Raw genomic sequence first — 19,722 nt, 5'->3', positions numbered from 1 at the left:
GGCTGCCCGGCGCCCCACCGCCCAGACAAAAATGCCGAAGCCGGTCCAGGACCGGCTTCGGCAGCTTATCGGCAATCACTCGATTGGCTCAGAGCGGGCCCTGTGAATGCCCCTCGGCCATCGCCACGATGACTTTGCGCGGCCCGACGAAGGGCGAGCGCGCATGCGCCGAGAGCATGTTGTCGAGCATCAGCACATCGCCTTCCTGCCACGGAAAACTGATCGCGCATTCGTCGAGCACCGCACGGATCTGCGCCAGCACCTCGTCTTCGATGGCCGAGCCGTCGCCGTAATAAACGTTACGCGGCAAGTCTTCTTCATCGACGATGTCCAGCAGGCTTTCGCGCACTTCCGCTTGCAGGTTGGAGATGTGGAACAGGTGCGCCTGATTGAACCAGACGTGATCGCCGGTCACCGGGTGCACCGCCACCGCCTGACAGGTCTGACGGGTGCGCAACTCCCCGTCATCCTTCCATTCGCAAACAATGCCGTGAGCCTTGCAGTAAGCCTCGACGACCTCGCGATCTTCGGTGTTGAACACATCTTCCCAGGCTACATCCAGGCCATTGCCGAAATTGCGCACATACATCAGGCCTTTGCTGACGAAGCGCTCACGGATCGCCGCCGGTATGCGCCGATAGACTTCACGACTATCGGCAATCGGCGTTTCGCCACCGGATTTCGCCGCGATCATGCTGTAGAACCAGATCTTCATCGGCCAGTCGCGGGAATACGCCTGCTCGTTGTGCAACGGGATGCTCTGGTGCGCCGGGTACTCCGTCGAGGTGTACACCCCTTGAGTAACGTTGGTGCGCGGCGTCGAACCGAACTCGTAGTTCAACAACGGATGGCCAAAACTGGCGGCGAACTGGCGAAACTGTTCGGCACCGTTCAGGCGAAATCCACGAAACAGCACCCCGCCATCGCGCAGCAAATGCTCATCCACCAATGCTTTCAATTCGTCGAACACCGCCAACAGGTCGGTTTGCGCGTCGCTCGCCTCCACCAACAATGGCAGGCGTCCCCGTTGCGGCAGCAGCGGCCGAACGGAAAATTCCACAGCAACAGCCATGACTGGCCTCCTGTAATCACTCGATAAGGGCGCCGTGCGTTATAGCGCCGGGGCCGTCGCTTGGGCATGACGCCGGTGATGGACTTCCAGATGCGTCTTGATCGTGCGGATGACCCGGGCTTCGTGCTCATGAATGAAGAAATGCCCGCCGGTCATCATGTCCACGGAAAAACTGCCCTGGGTTTCCTTGCTCCAGCCAATCAGTTGCTCGGTGGTCGCGCGGTCTTCCTTGCCGCCCAGCACGTGCACCGGGCAATTGAGCGAGGGCCGCTGCGCCGGCGTAAAGCGTCCGCACATCATGAAATCGGCACGCAGCACGGGCAACGTCAGACTCATCAGCTCTTTATTGGCCAGCACTTCTTCGCTGGTGCCCTGAAAGGTGCGCAACTGCTCGATCAGCTCTTCGTCGCTGCGCGCTTCGGCGAACCCACGGTCGTAGTCGCTGCGCATCGTCGGCGCGGCGGTGCCGGAAGCGAACAGCGCCACCGGTTCCGGTGCGCCGAGTTCGCGAAAGGCGTGGGCCATCTCGCAGGCCAGCAGCGCGCCGAGGCTGTGCCCGAACAGCGCATAAGGCGTGTGCAGACCGGGCTTTTGCTCGCGGGCCAGCTGGCGCGCCAGGGCGCGCATGTCGATTTGCAGGGGTTCGTCGAAACGGGCACCGCGCCCGGGCAGTTCTACCGGTTGCAAGTGCAGCCACGACGGCAATTGACGCCGCCAGCGGCTGTAGACCATGGCGCTGGCGCCCGAATAGGGCAGGCACAGCAGTGTCAGCTTTGTCACCGCGTTTACCTCAATGGGTTATCTGTAAAAGAGAACGGATGAGGCGTCGCGCGAATTAGTCCGCCCTTCGCGAGCAGGCTCGCACAGGGGATTTGTGTGCGTCGCAGCCCCCTTGCAGGAGCGGGCCTGCTCGCGAAGAGGTCAGCCCATTCGACGCAGCATCTTGCGTCGAGTGAACTCTCGTCGCTTACCACCGGTCAGCTAATTAAGCCCTCAACCCAGGCCCCTCCCCTATGCACATTTCTCTCGCCGGTCAGGTAGCCCTGATCACCGGCGCCAGCTCCGGCATCGGCCACGCCGCCGCCAAGGCCCTGGCCGCCGCCGGGGCTGCGGTGGTCATCAACTACAACCGCCAGGCCGAGCCCGCCGAAGCCCTCGCCCGGCAGATCGTCGCCGACGGTGGCCAGGCCATCGCGATTGGCGCCGATGTGTCGAAGGAAGACGAGGTCGAACGGCTGTTCGCCCAGACCCTCGACGCCTTCGGCTCGCTGGATATTCTGGTGGCCAACTCGGGTATGCAAAAAGACGCCGCCGCCGTGGACATGACCCTGGATGACTGGAACGCGGTGATCGGCGTCAACCTCACCGGCCAGTTTCTCTGCGCCCGTGCCGCGTTGCGAATCTTCAATCGCCAGGGCATTCGCCGGGGCGTGTCCCGCGCCGCCGGCAAGATCATTCACGTGAGTTCGGTGCACCAGCGCATTCCGTGGGCCGGGCACGTCAACTATGCGGCGTCCAAGGGCGGCGTCGACCAGTTGATGCAGACCCTCGCCCAGGAAGTCAGCCATCAGCGCATTCGCATCAACGGCATCGCGCCGGGGGCGATCCGCACGGCGATCAACGCGGAGGCCACCGAGGGCGACGCGGCGCAGGCGTTGCTCAAACTGATTCCCTACGGCCGCATCGGCGATGTCGAAGATGTTGCCAACGCGGTGGTATTCCTTGCCTGCGACGCCTCCGACTACATCGTCGGCACTACCCTGTTCATCGACGGCGGCATGAGCCTCTATCCGGAGTTTCGCGGCAATGGCTGAGCATCACCTGGAACGACAAAGCCCGATCGACGCCCACGGCATCATCGGCGACATGCGCACCGCAGCACTGGTCAACGACAAGGGCAGCGTGGATTTTTTCTGCTGGCCGGAGTTCGACAGCCCGTCGATTTTCTGTTCGCTGCTCGACAGCCCTGACGCCGGGATTTTCCAGTTGACGCCGGACTTGCCCGACGCCCGACGCGAACAGATTTACCTGCCGGACACCAACGTGCTGCAAACCCGCTGGCTCAGTGAACGGGCGGTGGTTGAGGTCACCGATCTGCTGCCGGTGGCCGACAACCAGGACGACTTGCCGCTGTTGATGCGCCGGGTGCGGGTGGTCAGTGGTGAGGCGACCTTCCATGTGCGTTGTGCCGTGCGTCACGACTACGCCCGCGCCAAGACCCGCGCACAGATGGACCGGCAAGCCGTGGTGTTCAGCGCCGAGGGGCAACCCTCGATGCGGCTGACCTCGGATCAAGCGCTGCACATCGAGAACGATGCGGCGCTGGCCTCCTTTACCTTGAAGCACAACGAGCACGCCGAGTTCCTCCTCGGCGGCGCCGACGACCCGCGCTTTGAACAAGGCGCCGCGCAACTGTGCATGGAGCGCACCTTGAGCTTCTGGCGCGGCTGGATCGGCCAGTCCAACTATCGCGGCCGCTGGCGGGAGATGGTCAACCGCTCAGCCCTCGCGCTGAAGCTGCTGACATCGCGCCAGCACGGCGCAATTCTGGCGGCGGCGACCTTCGGTCTGCCGGAAACCCCCGGCGGCGAACGCAACTGGGATTACCGCTACACGTGGATACGCGACGCATCGTTTACCGTTTATGCCTTTATGCGCCTGGGCTTTGTCGACGAAGCCAATGCCTACATGGGCTGGCTGCGTGGGCGGGTCAGCGATTGCTGCGGCCAGCCAACCAAACTCAACATTCTGTATGCCATTGACGGTCGTCAGGAACTGCCCGAAACCGAACTCACTCACCTGTCCGGCCATGGTGGAGCGCAACCGGTGCGTATCGGCAATGGTGCGTATGAGCAGATTCAGCTGGATATCTTTGGCGAATTGATGGACGCGGTGTATCTGGTCAACAAGTATGGCGACGCCATTTCCCACGAAGGCTGGAACCACGTGCGCGAAGTGGTCGATCAAGTGTGTGAGACATGGCAGACCGCTGATGTAGGCATTTGGGAAATGCGCGGTGAACAACATCACTTTCTGCATTCGCGGCTGATGTGCTGGGTGGCGCTGGATCGGGCCATTCGTCTGGCTTCGAAACGCTCGTTGCCGGCGCCGTTTGCGCAATGGGATCAGACCCGGCAGGCGATCTACGCCGATATCTGGGGCAACTTCTGGAATGAGGAGCGCGGGCATTTCGTCCAGTACAAGGGCGGAACGGCGCTGGACGGTTCGATGCTGCTGATGCCGCTGGTGCGCTTTGTCAGCGCCAAGGACCCGCGGTGGCTGTCGACCCTTGAGGCAATCGAAAAGACCTTGGTGCGCGACGGCATGGTTTATCGCTATCGCAACGACGATGCCAACATCGACGGTTTGACCGGCACCGAAGGCGCGTTTGCCGCCTGTTCGTTCTGGTACGTCGAATGCCTGGCCCGCGCCGGCCAGGTGGAAAAGGCCCATCTGGAGTTCGAACAACTGCTGCGCTATGCAAACCCGCTGGGGCTGTACGCCGAAGAGTTCGACAGCAAGGGCCGGCATCTGGGCAACACTCCTCAGGCGCTGACGCATCTGGCACTGATCAGTGCGGCGAGTTTTCTTGATCGGCGTTTGAGTGGGGAGAAGAGTGTTTGGCAGCCGTAATTTCGTCAGTCTCTGTAGGAAATATGCCGAACTTCAGCGCTTCGCCGGGCTAACCCCTACACAGAAATAAACAGAATCAGATCCCCTCTGGTGAGGGGATTTATCCCCGACGGGCTGCGAGGCGGCCCGGCTCTTTGCCCGCTCGTTTCTTCAGCAGTACCGCATTGCATGGCTTTGCGACTGCTGCGCAGCCGATCGGGGATAAATCCCCTCGCCACAGTTTGTGTAGTTTTTTCCGACTTCGTCTAAACAACACCCAGGTAAATCCCTCCCCGTAACCTGCACTTACACCCTGAAATACCCTGTTGCCAGCTGTTACATCCACCCCTACCATCCACCGCAACGGGCACAGCGGAGCTGTCCAATAAAACCCGAATTCAAGGAACCAGAATGACCCAGCACGTCCACCGCACCATCGGCACGCCCCTGCGCAGCGGCCTGACCCGCACCCAACTCTGGGAAGCCGCCGACCAAGGCCTGATCAAATGCTGGGAAATCGGCCGCCAGCGCGCCACCCGCTTCCCCGACCTCGCGCAAAAATGCCTTGCCGGCGAACTGCCGGTGCTCGGCTGGAAAGGCGGCGTCAGTCGCAGCCTGAAGAAAAACGAAAAATTCGGCTCGCTCAAATACCTCGCGCAGTGGCAAGGATTGCGTGGCGAGGATCTGGATATTGATCTGGGTGAAGAGCGTTCGCTGACCTGCTCGCGAACGAAGATGCGGGTGACGTTTACTCCGGATCGGGCGAAGTATTTCAATCAGCTCGCAGAGGCCGAGGCCTGATTCCGCAAGTGGGTAGCGCTTGTGGCGAGGGAGCTTGCTCGCGCTGGACTGCGCAGCAGGCCCTGTAAAATTCGCGGCGCGTCGCGACTCAGCGCAAGCCCTCGCCACGTTTCAGACTCGTCCGATCACATCAGTGTCGATTGATGAATCTGCTGATGCATGCACCGAAAACCGCTCCCGATAAGCCTGCGGCGTCACGCCAATTGCCCGCAAAAAACTGCGCCGCAACGTTTCTTCACTGCCAAACCCGCAGTTGGCCGCGATGCGTTTGACCGGCAGGCCGGTGTCGCTGAGCAGGCGTCGGGCGGTTTCGACACGAATCAATTCAATCGCCCGTGCCGGGGTCTGGCCGGTGTCGGCGCGGTAGTGGCGGACGAAACTGCGCTCGCTCATCCCGGCCTGTTCGGCCAGGGTCGGGATGCCGAGGTCGCAGGTGAGGTGTTCGGCGATCCACGCGTGCAGTTCATCAAAGCGATTGCCTTGATTTTGCAGCGACAGGGTTACGCTGAATTGCGATTGCCCGCCCGGGCGTTTGAGGAACACCACCAGATGCCGCGCCACGTCCAGGGCGATGTCGCGGCCCAGATCTTCCTCGACCATTGCCAGGGCCAGATCAATGCCGGCGGTGACGCCCGCCGAGGTCCAGACCGGGCCGTCGTTGATGAAAATCGGATTGGCTTCGACCTGCAACTTCGGGTGCTGCTGCGCCAATTGTTCGCAACGGGTCCAGTGCGTCACGACGCGGCGCCCGTCGAGCCAGCCACTGGCCGCCAACAGAAACGCGCCGGTGCACACCGAGGCGACGCGCCGGCATTTGGCCGCGTGTTCGCGCACCCAATCCACCAACAACGCGTCCTCAGCCGCCGGGTAAATGCCCCAGCCACCGGCGATGATCAAGGTATCGCTGGCCTGCTGCGGCAAAGGTTCGGCCAGCACCGCCAGCCCCGCCGAGGACATCACCGCCCCGCCCGCACTGGCAATCACCGACGGCGCATAGGGCAAGGGCAAACCGCGTTGGCGAGCGAGGTCGTTGGCCGAGGCGAACACCTGCAACGGCCCGGTGACGTCGAGGATCTGCATGTTGGCAAACGCGAGTACGTGAATGGCTTTGGGCATTTGGCGTAATTCGTGGGGTGATTGGCGTATACGCCAGAACCTACGCGCCTACAGTGAAGCCGTCCACCCCTTTTCATGGAGCAAGAACAATGACGCTGCAGATCGGTTTTCTGTTGTTCCCGCAAGTTCAGCAACTTGACCTGACCGGGCCGTACGACGTGCTCGCCTCGTTGCCGGGCGTGCAAGTGCATCTGATCTGGAAGGATTTGATGCCCGTTACCGCCAGCACCGGTCTGCTGCTGAAACCGACCACCACGTTCGAGGATTGCCCGGATCTGGATGTGATCTGCGTGCCAGGCGGTGGTGGCGTCGGCGCGTTGATGGAGGATGAGGTAACGCTGGCCTTCATCAAGCGTCAGGCTGCGCAGGCGAAGTACGTGACATCAGTGTGCACCGGTTCGCTGGTGCTCGGCGCGGCGGGCCTGCTGCAAGGCAAACGTGCGACCACGCATTGGGCGTATCACGATCTGCTGCCGACACTGGGCGCGATTGCGGTGAAGGATCGGGTGGTGCGTGACGGTAATCTGTTTACCGGCGGCGGGATCACGGCGGGGATTGATTTCGCCCTGGTGCTGGCGGCTGAACTGTTCGATGCCGACACGGCGCAATTGGTGCAGTTGCAGCTGGAATATGCGCCGGCGCCGCCGTTCAATGCCGGTAGCCCGGACACCGCGCCGGGGGCGATTGTCGATGAAGCTCGCCTGCGTGCCGCGCCATCGCTGAAGTTGCGCACGGAAATCACCGAGCGCGCGGCGGCGAAACTCAATCTGCACTGATTCCCAGCCATCCACAAAATCCTGTGGGAGCTGGCTTGCCAGCGATAGCGGTGGTCCAGTCGATGAGGATGTCGGTTGTGCAGGCCTCATCGCTGGCAAGCCAGCTCCCACAGGTAACGGGGCTGGACACAGGTTTTTGTGCTGCCCCGGTTTCCCCTTTCACCTTCACTTGTCCCCACGCCCCCACCCGTGTAGAAAGCCCTTCCACATATTCTGCACAGGGACTTTCCATGAAGGCGTTGCCATGGCTCTATCTGGCACTTCTCAGCCTCGGTTACGGGTGGGCGCTGAGCTACGGACAGCTCGGCTGGCTGGCGCTGATCAGCATCGGCCTTCTGTTATTTGCCGGATTTGCCGTGCGCCAGCAACAGGTACCGGTGGCGCGGTTTCTCGGTCATGGTCTGTTTATCGTCCTCGCCCTGTCGCTGGCCCTGCACTGGTTACCGGGTTTCTACAATGGTCGCGCCATCGACCCGCAGCGCTTCACCGACAACGCCGTGCCGTTTGCGATGTACCTGAATCTGGACAAACCGCTGATTGGTTTCTGGTTGTTGCTGGTCTGTCCGTGGATTGTCGCGCGGCGGTCGTTGCGCCTGACCGTATACGCCACCCTCCTCGCCCTGACCCTGAGCGCCATCCTCGCCCTCGGCGGCGCGCTGTTGCTTGGCGTCATCACTTGGGCGCCAAAGTGGCCCGACCCGGCATGGCTGTGGGTGTTGAACAACCTGCTGCTGGTGACACTGGTCGAAGAAGCGCTGTTTCGCGGCTATATACAGGGCGGGCTCAGCCGGCGCTTCCAGCACCTGCCCTACGGCGACAACCTCGCCCTGTTGCTGGCCTCGCTGCTGTTCGGCCTGGTGCACGCCGGTGCCGGCTGGACCTGGGTGTTGCTGGCGGGTCTGGCCGGTGTCGGCTATGGTCTGGCCTACCGCTTTGGCGGGCTGGGTGCGGCGATCGCCACGCACTTCGGGCTGAACCTGCTGCACTTTGCGCTGTTCACCTATCCGATGCTGGCGGGTTGAAGCAAGGCCCGTTTTGCGACGCCGTACTTATTACTGAAAAAAAACTTCAATAATTTCCTGACATCGCCGACAACCTTTCAAAGCCTTGCGGATTGAAAAACCATGCGTAACAACCAGCCCATTACACAACGCGAACGGACTTTCCCGGCTCAGCAGCGGTTGATCTCCACAACCGACGCCAAGGGCGTGATCACCTACTGCAACGACGCTTTCGTCGAGATCAGCGGGTTTTCGCGTGAAGAACTGATCCGTGCGCCGCACAACCTGGTCCGTCACCCCGACGTCCCGGCTGCGGTGTTTTCGCACATGTGGGGCACACTGAAACAAGGCTTGCCATGGATGGGCATTGTCAAGAATCGCTGCAAATCCGGTGACCATTACTGGGTGAACGCCTACGTGACACCGGTGTTCGATGGCAGTCAGGTGATCGGTTACGAGTCGGTGCGGATCAAACCCACCGCCGAACAGATCCGCCGTGCCGAAGCGCTCTACCAACGCATCAACCAGGGCAAGTCGGCGATCCCTTCCAGCGATAAATGGCTGCCGGTGCTGCAAGACTGGCTGCCGTTCATTCTGGTCAGCCAACTGAGCTTCGTGATCGGCGCGACCCTCAACTCGCACTGGGGCTTCGCCCTGGCGGCCGGTTTGTCGGTACCGCTGGGCCTGATGGGCCTGCAATGGCAGCAACGCGGGCTCAAGCGCCTGCTGCGCCTGGCCGAGCAGACCACTTCCGACCCGCTGATCGCGCAGATGTACACCGACAGCCGTGGCGCCCAGGCGCGTCTGGAAATGTCGATCCTCAGCCAGGAAGCGCGCCTGAAAACCTGCCTGACCCGTCTGCAGGACACCGCCGAACACCTGACCGATCAGGCCAAACAGTCCGACGCCCTGGCGCACAACAGCTCCAGCGGCCTGGAACGCCAGCGCGTGGAAACCGAACAGGTCGCCACCGCCGTCAACCAGATGGCCGCGACCACTCAGGAAGTGGCGAGCCACGTGCAGCGCACTGCTGACGCGACTCAGGAAGCCAATCGCCTGACCGGTCGCGGTCGTGACATTGCCGGCGAGACTCGCGAAGCCATTCAGCGTTTGTCGGTGGTCGTCGGCGAAACCGGCCTGACCGTGACCCAACTGGCCAAGGACAGCGACGAAATCGGCGGCGTAGTGGATGTGATCAAAGGCATCGCCGACCAGACCAACCTGCTCGCCCTCAACGCCGCCATCGAAGCGGCCCGTGCCGGCGAGATGGGCCGTGGTTTCGCGGTAGTGGCTGACGAAGTTCGCCAACTGGCGCAACGCACCAGCGAATCGACCGGGCAGATTCACGCCCTGATCGCTAAGTTGCAGCAGACGGCTTCGAGTGCCGTGCAAACCATGGAAGCCGGGCATCGCCAGGCTGAAGAAGGTGTAGCGCGGGTGCTGGAAGCGGATCAGGCGTTGGTCGGGATCAGTGAAGCGGTGGCCAACATCACCGACATGACCACGCAGATTGCTGCCGCGACCGAAGAGCAAAGTGCGGTGGCTGAAGAGATCAGCCGCAACATCAGCAATATTTCGGAACTGGCGGATCAGACTTCCGAGCAGGCGCATAACTCGGCGTTGTTGAGTGAAGAGCTGACCAAGACGGCGAATACGCAGTACTCGTTGGTGGAGCGGTTTAACCGCTGATTGAACTGGCGATAACAAAAAACCCGGAGGGCGAGAGCTTCCGGGTTTTTTGTTGTGTCAGTGAATATTTCCCCCTCACCCCAGCCCTCCCGAAACGTCGGACCGCCCCAAGGGGCGCGGGGGAAAGGGAGCCGATCTCTGTGCATTTCAGAATTTGAGTTCGACTCGGTATCTCAAGTCGGTGTACCTCGCACATTCTCCTCGGTCAGTCCCCTCTACCTCTGGGAGAGGGTTAGGGTGAGGGCAGGCCCCATAACTACTGAGGCAACTTCAGCTTATCCAGCAGTCGATTGACCAACAGCTCGTTGAGCATGATCACCTGTTGCAGCGCCAGCAGCGGTTTGCGCTCCGGGCCGCCGATTGAGTTGGCGATGTTGCCGGCCATGGCGTGGGCGTAAGAAAGCGACTCGCTCGCCTCGACCAGCAGGGTTTCGTCGTCCAGAGTGGGGTCGACGAGATAGACGGGGCGAAACTTGGGCGAGCTTGGCGGGGCCGCCAGGTCTTCAGGTTTGAGGTAGTAGTCGAGGGCGCGGTCGGTTGCTTCTTTGACCTTTTGCGAGCTGAGCGCGGGGTCGTGGGGGATTGGGTCTGTGGGTGGTGGGTTTGGTGTGATTTTGAACATGGATGAAGTCTCGTATCGAAATTAATAAAAGCCATCACCCTCGCTACCAAACGATGGGTGGCGGCCATGCGCGGGTTGGTAGACCGGTCGATACGGAAACCCGGCGCTCACGAATGAGCCCCACGCATGTCCACCATAAAAACGCAGCCGCAAAAAGAGGCTGAATAAGGTGGCGCCATACGGCGGTACCGAAGCGGGCTACCAAACCCGATCACTGATTTTCAGTGACAGGGAAACGATACCGCCCGCCCCATAGCCGCGTAAGCCGGCGGATTCTGGCGTACGCGTAGGTAACGGCGCAAGGTGTTGTAGGCTCGATGGCGTAACGTGTTGTGTGATTTAAACGTGCTTGCGCAATCATGTTTACGCACAGGAAATGCTGGACAGTGATCGCTTCCAGTTCTTTATCGTGTCAGCAGAATCGCCCCTCACCCTAACCCTCTCCCCGAGGGAGAGGGGACTGACCGAGGTGTTTGGGCAAGGTACACCGACGTGCGATACCGCGTTGAACTCCAGCTTTGAAAAGCACACATATCGGCCCTTCTCCATCCCAGAGAAAGGTGACTGATCGAGGTGTTTGGGAGAGCTACGCCGACGTGAAATACCGCGTTGAACTCAGATTCTGAAACAGATCAAAAGCCCCTCACCCTAACCCTCTCCCCGAGGGAGAGGGGACTGATCGAGGTGTTTGGGAGAGCTACGCCGACGTGAAATACCGAGTCGAACACAGATTTTGAAAAGCCCACAAATCGGCTCCCTCTCCCTCGGGAGAGGGCTGGGGTGAGGGGTAAATCCACCACAAATCCAAAGCCGAATACCCGTGCTCTTCACCACTCAATAGGCCGAGTGTCAGCTCGCCTGCTTTTGATCTTGATCCTCGGGCGACATCGGAAGGCTGAGTGGAGGGATTGATCCGGGGGTGGGAGCGCAGCGACCGTTTGGCGCAGCCAAACACATCGAGAGGAGGTGCAGCGCAGCAAACCGGAGGCGATGCGCCCGGATCAGTCCCGGAGCGAAGGAACCCCGAGCCCCAGCGAGCGGGCCGCACGTAGGAGCAAGCCTTTTTGGTTACTTTTTCGGCGTCTGGAAAAAGTGACCCGCCGTAAGGGCGGAACCCTAAGTAGCCGTTACCGCAGCAATGGATATGTACCCAAAACGAAGAACTGCAGCGCATCCAAGATCCATCCCCCTCACCCCAGCCCTCTCCCCCATGGGGGCGAGGGGAAAGGGAGCCAATCTTTATGCAGTTCGGAGTCTCGGTGAATCCTTGAGAAACTCGGCCACCTGCTGCGCAGCGCTAGCCAAATGCTGTTCATGGGTAAACCCAGAAACCTTCAACGGCTTCAAATCATGATCCCCAGCCACCAGCCACGCCACCTCAATACTCGGTGACAAGCTGTAAGCCTCAACCGCCTCACGATTGCCCAACGCATCCCGCTCCCCCTGCACAATCAAAGTCCGCGTCTGCAAAGAAGCCAAATGCTCAACCCGAGGCTTCTCCGGCTTCCCCACCGCATAAAACGGATAGCCCAGACACACCAACGCATCAGCCCCCAACTCATCAGCCAGCAGACTCGCCATCCGCCCGCCCATCGACTTCCCGCCAATGGCCAAAACCCCAGCGACATGACGCCGCACCTCGGCATACACCTCACGCCAACATTCCTGCAGCTTCGCAGCAGGATTCGGCGGCCGTTTAACCCCGTCCACCCGCCGCTGCGCCATATACGGAAACTCAAACCGCAACACATTCACCCCAAGCCCGGCAAGACGCCCAGCCATGTCATTCATCCAGTCACTGTCCATCGGCGCGCCCGCCCCATGCGCCAGGATCAACGTCGCCGAAGCCTTACCCGTGGCGGCATCCCACAACCATCCATGATCACGCACACACTGCGCCCATTGATCCCCGTCAATACTGGCCTTGTGCTGTTTGTCCATGCTTGCCTCGCTTTTAGTCTGCCTATAACTCCAGACGAAGGATTCGCGGCGTTCTCGCGCGCGCTCACTTCGGCTGAACCGTGGATGGGGAACCATGAACACTTCTATCAGTACCGCCTACAACTACAAGGTGGTCCGCCAATTCGCCATTATGACGGTGGTGTGGGGCATCGTCGGCATGGGCCTCGGGGTTTTTCTCGCGGCCCAATTGGTCTGGCCTGAACTCAACTTCAATTTGCCCTGGACCAGTTTCGGCCGTCTGCGCCCGCTGCACACCAACGCGGTGATCTTCGCGTTCGGTGGCTGTGCGCTGTTCGCCAGTTCGTTCTACTCGGTGCAACGCACCTGCCAGACCCAATTGTTTGCGCCGAAAATCGCCGCATTCTGCTTCTGGGGCTGGCAACTGGTGATCCTCCTGGCCGCGATCAGCCTGCCACTGGGTTACACCAGTTCCAAGGAATACGCCGAGCTGGAATGGCCGATCGACATCCTGATCACCATCGTCTGGGTCGCCTACGCCATCGTGTTCTTCGGCACGATCATGCAGCGCAAAACCAAACACATTTATGTGGGCAACTGGTTCTTCGGCGCGTTCATCATCACCGTGGCAATCCTGCACATCGTCAACAACCTTGAGTTGCCGGTGAGTTTCACCAAGTCCTACTCGGTGTACGCCGGTGCAACCGACGCGATGGTGCAATGGTGGTACGGCCACAACGCCGTGGGCTTTTTCCTCACCGCCGGTTTCCTCGGGATGATGTACTACTTCGTGCCGAAACAGGCCGAACGTCCGGTGTATTCGTATCGCCTGTCGATCGTGCACTTCTGGGCGCTGATCACCCTGTACATCTGGGCCGGCCCGCACCACTTGCACTACACCGCGCTACCGGACTGGGCGCAGTCGCTGGGCATGGTGATGTCGCTGATTCTGCTGGCACCGAGCTGGGGCGGCATGATCAACGGCATGATGACCCTCTCGGGCGCCTGGCATAAGTTGCGCAGCGACCCGATCCTGCGCTTCCTCGTGGTGTCGCTGGCGTTCTACGGCATGTCGACCTTCGAAGGGCCGATGATGGCGATCAAGACCGTCAACGCCCTCTCCCACTACACCGACTGGACCATCGGCCACGTGCACGCCGGCGCTCTGGGTTGGGTGGCGATGATTTCCATCGGCGCGCTGTACCACATGATCCCGAAAGTCTTCGGCAAAGAGCAGATGCACAGCATCGGCCTGATCAACGCGCACTTCTGGCTGGCGACCATCGGCACCGTGCTCTACATCGCCTCGATGTGGGTCAACGGCATCGCCCAGGGTCTGATGTGGCGCGCAGTCAACGAGGACGGCACGCTGACCTACTCCTTCGTCGAAACCCTGGTGGCCAGCCACCCAGGCTTCATCGTGCGACTGGTGGGCGGCGCGATCTTCCTCAGCGGCATGTTCCTGATGGCTTACAACACCTGGCGCACCGTGCGGGCCTCGCATCCTGCTGACGTCGTTGCTGCCGCGCAGATGGCCTGAGGAGTCCGCCATGAAACACGAAACGATTGAAAAGAACGTCGGCCTGTTGATGCTGCTGATGGTGTTTGCCGTGAGCATCGGCGGCTTGACCCAGATCGTCCCGCTGTTCTTCCAGGACGTCACCAACAAACCGGTGGAAGGCATGAAGCCCTACACCGCGCTGCAACTGGAAGGCCGCGACATCTACATCCGCGAAGGCTGCGTCGGTTGCCACTCGCAGATGATCCGTCCGTTCCGCGCCGAGACCGAGCGCTACGGGCACTACTCGGTTGCGGGCGAAAGCGTGTGGGATCACCCGTTCCTGTGGGGTTCGAAGCGTACCGGGCCGGATCTGGCCCGGGTCGGTGCGCGCTACTCGGATGACTGGCACCGCGCGCACTTGTACAACCCGCGCAACGTCGTACCGGAATCGAAAATGCCGGCCTATCCGTGGCTGGTCACGCAGGCAGTCGACAGCAGCCACACCGAAACCAAGCTCAAGACCATGCGTACCCTCGGCGTGCCGTACACCGACGACGACATCAGCGGCGCGGTCGCCAGCCTCAAGGGCAAGACCGAAATGGACGCGCTCGTTTCTTACCTGCAAGTGCTCGGCACTGCGATCAAGAGCAAGAGGTGAGCCATGGTCATTGAAATGAGTGCAGGCCTGATTCGCGGCCTCGGTACGGTTGTGGTGTTCGTCGCCTTCGTCGGCCTGACGTTGTGGGTGTTCAACCGCAAACGCACCCCGGAATTCGCCGAAGCGCGTCTGCTGCCGTTCGCCGACGAGCCGCAACCCGACACTACCCCCGCATCTGAAACAAGGAGTACCCGGCCATGACCACCTTCTGGAGTACGTGGATCTGCGTACTGACCATCGGCAGCCTGATCGGCCTGACGTGGCTGCTGATCGGCACTCGCCAGGGCGAGACCAAGGGCAGCGTCGACCAGACCATGGGCCACAGCTTCGACGGCATCGAGGAGTACGACAACCCGCTGCCGCAGTGGTGGTTCATGCTGTTCGCCGGCACGCTGGTGTTTTCCGTGGGCTATCTGATCCTGTATCCGGGCCTGGGCAACTGGAAAGGCATCCTGCCCGGCTACGAGGACGGCTGGACCGGCGTCCACGAGTGGGAAAAGGAAATGAACAAGGCCGACGCCAAATTCGGGCCAATCTTCGCCAAATTTGCCGCGATGCCGGTGGAAGAAGTGGCGAAGGACCCGCAGGCGCTGAAAATGGGTGGCCGCTTGTTCGCCTCCAACTGCTCGGTGTGCCACGGCTCCGATGCCAAGGGCGCGTTCGGTTTCCCTAACCTGGCCGACAGCGACTGGCGCTGGGGCGGCAGTGCCGAGACCATCAAGACCACCATCATGGGTGGGCGGATGGCGGCAATGCCGGCCTGGGGCGAAGTGCTCGGTGAGGCGGGGGTGAAGAACGTCGCCGCTTACGTGCGCCACGAACTGGCCGGCCTGCCATTGCCGGCGGACAGTAAAGCTGATCTGCAAGCCGGACAGCAGGCGTTCAGCACCACTTGCGTAGCCTGTCATGGGGCAACCGGCCAAGGCACTGAAGCCATGGGTGCGCCGAATCTGACGCACCCGGCCGGGTTTATCTATGGCACCAGCCTGACCCAACTCGAGCAGACCATTCGCCATGGCCGCCAGGGCCACATGCCGGCGCAGAACGAGTTGCTGGGCAACGATAAAGTGCAATTGCTCGCCGCATATGTATACAGCCTCTCAAAAGATCGTGAGCAATTGAGCGACAAGCTTCAAGCTGAAAGCTCAAAGTAAAATCAACAGCACTGTATACAATCCTGCAAGCGACTTGAACCATCTTGTCGCTTGCAGCTTTCAGCTCGCAGCTGCTTCTTTTTGTCGCACCCCTTAACACCCTCGCCTTTCGAATCCCCCGAATCGGGTCTACGCTTGCTCGATGCGGACTGGCCCGTGCCGGTTCCAGGTCGACCCTGAGCGATGTGTTCGACAAATCGCCTGACTGACAGGGCGCAAAGCCCGGTAGATACCGGCTGTCGCGTCGATGACCGTCCGTCACCCGATCACTGCGTTCGAACACACCCCGTTACAACTGACCTGAACCCCTCACTTTTTTTCGTCCGCTGCGACATTTTGTCCAAGGCCAATTTTGTCCTTACGCGGCGTATGGAAAGGCCGCAGAATCAGCGTTGGAAAGCATTGACCCAGGTCATGGCGCGTTGCAATGACCCCCTGCTCTCTGCATACTTGCGGCCGATTTTAATCCTAATAAAACACCTAAACCGTGGAACCTTAGAATGAGCACAGCAATCAGTCCGACTGCTTATAACTATAAGGTAGTCCGCCAGTTCGCCATCATGACGGTGGTCTGGGGGATCCTTGGCATGGGGCTCGGTGTCTTCATCGCCTCGCAACTGGTCTGGCCGGAGTTGAACTTCGGTCTGCCGTGGACGAGCTTTGGACGCCTGCGCCCGTTGCACACAAACCTGGTGATTTTCGCCTTCGGTGGTTGTGCACTGTTTGCCACTTCCTACTATGTCGTGCAGCGAACCTGCCAGACGCGACTGATTTCCGACAGCCTCGCGGCCTTCACCTTCTGGGGCTGGCAAGCGGTGATCGTCGGCGCGATCATTACCTTGCCGCTGGGTTACACCACCACCAAGGAATACGCGGAACTGGAATGGCCGCTCGCCATTCTGCTGGCGATTGTCTGGGTCACCTACGGGCTGGTGTTCTTCGGCACCATCACCAAGCGCAAGACCAAGCACATCTACGTCGGTAACTGGTTCTACGGCGCGTTCATCGTCGTGACCGCGATGCTGCACATCGTCAACCACGCGTCCTTGCCGGTCAGCTTCTTCAAGTCCTACTCCGCCTATTCGGGCGCGACCGACGCGATGATCCAGTGGTGGTACGGCCACAACGCGGTGGGTTTCTTCCTGACCACCGGCTTCCTCGGGATGATGTACTACTTCGTGCCGAAACAGGCCGAACGTCCGATCTACTCCTATCGTCTGTCGATCGTGCACTTCTGGGCACTGATCACCCTGTACATCTGGGCCGGCCCGCACCACCTGCACTACACCGCACTGCCGGATTGGGCACAATCGCTGGGCATGGCCATGTCGATCATCCTCCTGGCGCCAAGCTGGGGCGGCATGATCAACGGCATGATGACCCTGTCGGGCGCCTGGCATAAGCTGCGCACCGACCCGATCCTGCGTTTCCTCGTGGTGTCGCTGGCGTTCTACGGCATGTCGACCTTCGAAGGGCCGATGATGGCGATCAAGACCGTCAACTCGCTTTCGCACTACACCGACTGGACCATCGGCCACGTACACGCCGGCGCCCTCGGTTGGGTAGCGATGATCTCGATCGGCGCGATCTACCACATGATTCCGAAACTGTTCGGCCGTGCGCAGATGCACAGTGTCGGTCTGATCAACGCGCACTTCTGGCTCGCGACCATCGGTACCGTGCTGTACATCGCTTCGATGTGGGTCAACGGCATCACTCAGGGCCTGATGTGGCGTGCGATCAACGACGACGGCACCCTCACCTACTCGTTCGTTGAGGCGCTGCAGGCCAGCCACCCTGGCTACATCGTCCGTGCCCTGGGCGGTGCGTTCTTCGCCAGCGGCATGTTCCTGATGGCTTACAACGTCTGGCGCACCGTGCGCGCCTCGAACCCGGCTGAAGCCGAAGCCGCTGCCCAGATCGCTGTCGTTGGAGCTCACTGATGAAGCATGAAGCTGTCGAGAAGAATATTGGCCTGCTGGCCTTCTTCATGGTCATCGCCGTCAGCGTTGGCGGCCTGACCCAAATCGTTCCGCTGTTTTTCCAGGACGTCACCAACAAGCCGGTCGAAGGCATGAAGCCGCGCTCGGCGCTGGAACTGGAAGGCCGCGATGTCTACATCGCCAACGGTTGTGTCGGCTGCCACTCACAGATGATCCGGCCGTTCCGCGCCGAAACCGAACGCTATGGCCACTACTCGGTTGCCGGTGAAAGCGTCTGGGATCACCCGTTCCTGTGGGGTTCCAAACGTACCGGTCCGGACCTGGCCCGTGTGGGCGGTCGTTACTCCGATGACTGGCACCGTGCGCACTTGTACAACCCGCGCAACGTGGTGCCTGAGTCGAAAATGCCGGCTTACCCGTTCCTCGTGGAAAACAAGCTCGACGGCAAAGACACGGCCAAGAAAATGGAAGTGTTGCGCACGCTCGGCGTCCCTTACACCGACGAAGACATCGCCGGTGCCAAGGATGCCGTGAAGGGCAAAACCGAAATGGACGCGCTGGTGGCCTACCTTCAAGGCCTGGGCACCATCATCAAAAGCAAACGGTGAATTCGATGGATATCGGGATGATTCGTGGCCTCGGCACCGTTGTCGTGATGGTGGCCTTTATCGGTCTGGCCTTGTGGGTATTCAGCCCCAAGCGCAAGTCGGAGTTTGAAGACGCGACCTTGCTGCCTTTTGCGGATGATCCCGAAGCCATCAAGCACGTCGAGCAAGCTTCTAGGAGTAACAAAGAATGACTACATTCTGGAGTCTGTACGTCACAGTCCTCAGTCTCGGTACGATCTTTTCCCTGACCTGGCTGCTGCTGTCGACCCGCAAGGGCCAGCGCAGCGAACAGACGGACGAGACCGTCGGGCACTCCTTCGACGGGATCGAGGAGTACGACAACCCGCTGCCGAAATGGTGGTTCATGCTGTTCGTCGGCACCATCGTCTTTGCCCTGGGCTACCTGGTGTTGTACCCGGGCCTGGGCAACTGGAAAGGCCTGCTGCCGGGCTACAACTACCTCGATAACGACAAGCAGACCGCGTTCGCCAACGGCCAGACCGGCTGGACCGGCGTGCACGAGTGGGAAAAGGAAATGGCCCGCTCGGACGCCAAGTTCGGTCCGATCTTCGCCAAGTTCGCGGCGATGCCGATCGAAGAAGTGGCCAAGGATCCACAGGCACTGAAGATGGGTGGCCGTCTGTTCGCCTCCAACTGCTCGGTGTGCCACGGTTCCGACGCCAAGGGCGCTTACGGTTTCCCGAACCTGACCGACGCCGACTGGCGCTGGGGCGGTGAGCCGGAAACCATCAAGACCACCATCATGGGCGGTCGTCACGCGGTGATGCCGGCCTGGGCTGAAGTCATCGGTGAGCAAGGTGTTGCCGACGTAGCAGCATTCGTCGTGACCAACCTGGATGGCCGCAAACTGCCGGAAGGCACCAAGGCTGACCCGGCCAACGGCGGCAAACTGTTCGCCGCCAACTGCGTGGCCTGCCACGGTCCGGCCGGCAAAGGCACCCCCGCCATGGGCGCGCCTGACCTGACCCATCCGGGCGCGTTCATCTACGGCTCGAGCTTCGCGCAACTGCAGCAGACCATCCGTTACGGCCGTCAGGGTCAGATGCCTGCGCAGGAACAACTGCAAGGCAACGACAAGGTTCACCTGCTGGCGGCGTATGTTTACAGCCTGTCCCACGGCGAAAAAGCACCCGAAGCGAACGCCGAGTAAGGCAAACGCTTGAAGCAAAAAAAGGCCCCGCCAAGTTGATTGGCGGGGCCTTTTTTCATGCTGGCATTCATGCCTTGA

Annotated in this window: 19 protein-coding genes; 14 read left to right on the top strand and 5 right to left on the bottom strand. The window is 60.8% G+C overall.

Annotation, left to right across the window (positions count from 1 at the left end):
• Window positions 1-88: 88 nt before the first annotated feature.
• Both HV782_RS10385 and HV782_RS10380 read right to left on the bottom strand, forming a co-directional pair.
• The gene (locus tag HV782_RS10385) at window positions 89-1,072 is read right to left on the bottom strand and encodes a TauD/TfdA family dioxygenase (RefSeq protein WP_123463522.1); all 984 of its coding nucleotides are present in this window, start codon (window positions 1,070-1,072) and stop codon (window positions 89-91) included.
• Between the two features lie 39 nt (window positions 1,073-1,111).
• Window positions 1,112-1,852: a thioesterase II family protein gene (locus HV782_RS10380; RefSeq protein ID WP_123463524.1), complete on the bottom strand. Its 741-nt coding sequence runs from the start codon at window positions 1,850-1,852 to the stop codon at window positions 1,112-1,114.
• Between the two features lie 233 nt (window positions 1,853-2,085).
• On the opposite strand from HV782_RS10380, the gene HV782_RS10375 reads away from it, so the two are divergent.
• The 3 genes from HV782_RS10375 to HV782_RS10365 all read left to right on the top strand — a co-directional run bounded on the left by HV782_RS10375 (window position 2,086) and on the right by HV782_RS10365 (window position 5,485).
• A complete protein-coding gene (locus HV782_RS10375) occupies window positions 2,086-2,886 on the top strand; it encodes an SDR family oxidoreductase (protein ID WP_186744750.1) in 801 nt (266 codons plus the stop codon).
• A complete protein-coding gene (locus HV782_RS10370; RefSeq protein ID WP_186744752.1) occupies window positions 2,879-4,705 on the top strand; it encodes a glycoside hydrolase family 15 protein in 1,827 nt (608 codons plus the stop codon). The genes HV782_RS10375 and HV782_RS10370 overlap by 8 nt, the downstream gene beginning before the upstream one ends.
• A 390-nt stretch (window positions 4,706-5,095) precedes the next feature.
• Window positions 5,096-5,485: a hypothetical protein gene (locus HV782_RS10365; RefSeq protein ID WP_123463529.1), complete on the top strand. Its 390-nt coding sequence runs from the start codon at window positions 5,096-5,098 to the stop codon at window positions 5,483-5,485.
• Between the two features lie 111 nt (window positions 5,486-5,596).
• On the opposite strand, the gene HV782_RS10360 is transcribed toward HV782_RS10365, so the two are convergent.
• The gene (locus HV782_RS10360; RefSeq protein WP_186744754.1) at window positions 5,597-6,601 is read right to left on the bottom strand and encodes a GlxA family transcriptional regulator; all 1,005 of its coding nucleotides are present in this window, start codon (window positions 6,599-6,601) and stop codon (window positions 5,597-5,599) included.
• Window positions 6,602-6,690: 89 nt separating this feature from the next.
• Here HV782_RS10360 and inhA point away from each other — a divergent pair, with 89 nt between their 5' ends.
• From inhA to HV782_RS10345, 3 genes are all read left to right on the top strand, one after another.
• Window positions 6,691-7,377 (top strand): isonitrile hydratase, encoded by a 687-nt coding sequence (gene inhA / locus HV782_RS10355; protein ID WP_186744756.1) that lies wholly within the window; start codon window positions 6,691-6,693, stop codon window positions 7,375-7,377.
• Between the two features lie 230 nt (window positions 7,378-7,607).
• Window positions 7,608-8,399 carry a CPBP family intramembrane glutamic endopeptidase gene (locus HV782_RS10350; protein ID WP_128614661.1) on the top strand — a complete coding sequence of 264 codons (792 nt, stop codon included), beginning with the start codon at window positions 7,608-7,610 and terminating at the stop codon, window positions 8,397-8,399.
• A gap of 102 nt (window positions 8,400-8,501) precedes the next feature.
• The gene (locus HV782_RS10345) at window positions 8,502-10,067 is read left to right on the top strand and encodes a methyl-accepting chemotaxis protein (protein WP_123463537.1); all 1,566 of its coding nucleotides are present in this window, start codon (window positions 8,502-8,504) and stop codon (window positions 10,065-10,067) included.
• Window positions 10,068-10,323: 256 nt separating this feature from the next.
• Here HV782_RS10345 and HV782_RS10340 read toward each other — a convergent pair whose 3' ends face one another.
• Complete coding sequence (locus HV782_RS10340; protein ID WP_128615233.1) at window positions 10,324-10,689, bottom strand: DUF6124 family protein; 366 nt, start codon at window positions 10,687-10,689, stop codon at window positions 10,324-10,326.
• Window positions 10,690-11,928: 1,239 nt separating this feature from the next.
• Window positions 11,929-12,630 (bottom strand): alpha/beta family hydrolase, encoded by a 702-nt coding sequence (locus HV782_RS10335; RefSeq protein ID WP_186744758.1) that lies wholly within the window; start codon window positions 12,628-12,630, stop codon window positions 11,929-11,931.
• A gap of 94 nt (window positions 12,631-12,724) precedes the next feature.
• Between HV782_RS10335 and ccoN (HV782_RS10330) the strand changes: the two genes are divergently transcribed.
• The 8 genes from ccoN (HV782_RS10330) (at window position 12,725) to ccoP (HV782_RS10295) (ending at window position 19,644) form a co-directional block, all read left to right on the top strand.
• On the top strand, window positions 12,725-14,149 hold the full coding sequence (gene ccoN, locus HV782_RS10330; RefSeq protein ID WP_186744760.1) for a cytochrome-c oxidase, cbb3-type subunit I: 1,425 nt from the start codon (window positions 12,725-12,727) through the stop codon (window positions 14,147-14,149).
• Between the two features lie 10 nt (window positions 14,150-14,159).
• Window positions 14,160-14,768 carry a cytochrome-c oxidase, cbb3-type subunit II gene (gene ccoO, locus HV782_RS10325; RefSeq protein ID WP_003223389.1) on the top strand — a complete coding sequence of 203 codons (609 nt, stop codon included), beginning with the start codon at window positions 14,160-14,162 and terminating at the stop codon, window positions 14,766-14,768.
• Window positions 14,769-14,771: 3 nt separating this feature from the next.
• Window positions 14,772-14,969 carry a cbb3-type cytochrome oxidase subunit 3 gene (locus tag HV782_RS10320; protein ID WP_102358145.1) on the top strand — a complete coding sequence of 66 codons (198 nt, stop codon included), beginning with the start codon at window positions 14,772-14,774 and terminating at the stop codon, window positions 14,967-14,969.
• A complete protein-coding gene (gene ccoP, locus HV782_RS10315; RefSeq protein ID WP_186744762.1) occupies window positions 14,966-15,922 on the top strand; it encodes a cytochrome-c oxidase, cbb3-type subunit III in 957 nt (318 codons plus the stop codon). Before HV782_RS10320 ends, ccoP (HV782_RS10315) begins: the two co-directional genes overlap by 4 nt.
• 500 nt (window positions 15,923-16,422) lie before the next feature.
• Window positions 16,423-17,865 (top strand): cytochrome-c oxidase, cbb3-type subunit I, encoded by a 1,443-nt coding sequence (ccoN, locus tag HV782_RS10310; RefSeq protein ID WP_123463551.1) that lies wholly within the window; start codon window positions 16,423-16,425, stop codon window positions 17,863-17,865.
• Entirely contained in the window at window positions 17,865-18,473 is a 609-nt protein-coding gene (gene ccoO, locus HV782_RS10305; RefSeq protein WP_064116879.1) for a cytochrome-c oxidase, cbb3-type subunit II, read from the top strand. The genes ccoN (HV782_RS10310) and ccoO (HV782_RS10305) overlap by 1 nt, the downstream gene beginning before the upstream one ends.
• Before the next feature lie 5 nt (window positions 18,474-18,478).
• A complete protein-coding gene (locus HV782_RS10300) occupies window positions 18,479-18,664 on the top strand; it encodes a CcoQ/FixQ family Cbb3-type cytochrome c oxidase assembly chaperone (protein WP_003175465.1) in 186 nt (61 codons plus the stop codon).
• Window positions 18,661-19,644, top strand: a complete 984-nt coding sequence (gene ccoP, locus HV782_RS10295) for a cytochrome-c oxidase, cbb3-type subunit III (protein ID WP_123463553.1) — start codon at window positions 18,661-18,663, stop codon at window positions 19,642-19,644. The genes HV782_RS10300 and ccoP (HV782_RS10295) overlap by 4 nt, the downstream gene beginning before the upstream one ends.
• Window positions 19,645-19,722 lie beyond the last annotated feature (78 nt).

This window comes from Pseudomonas monsensis (genome assembly GCF_014268495.2).
In the GTDB taxonomy this organism is placed as follows: domain Bacteria; phylum Pseudomonadota; class Gammaproteobacteria; order Pseudomonadales; family Pseudomonadaceae; genus Aquipseudomonas; species Aquipseudomonas monsensis.
Note: the sequence above shows the minus strand (reverse complement) of the source record. Positions and strands in the feature narration are given on the sequence as shown.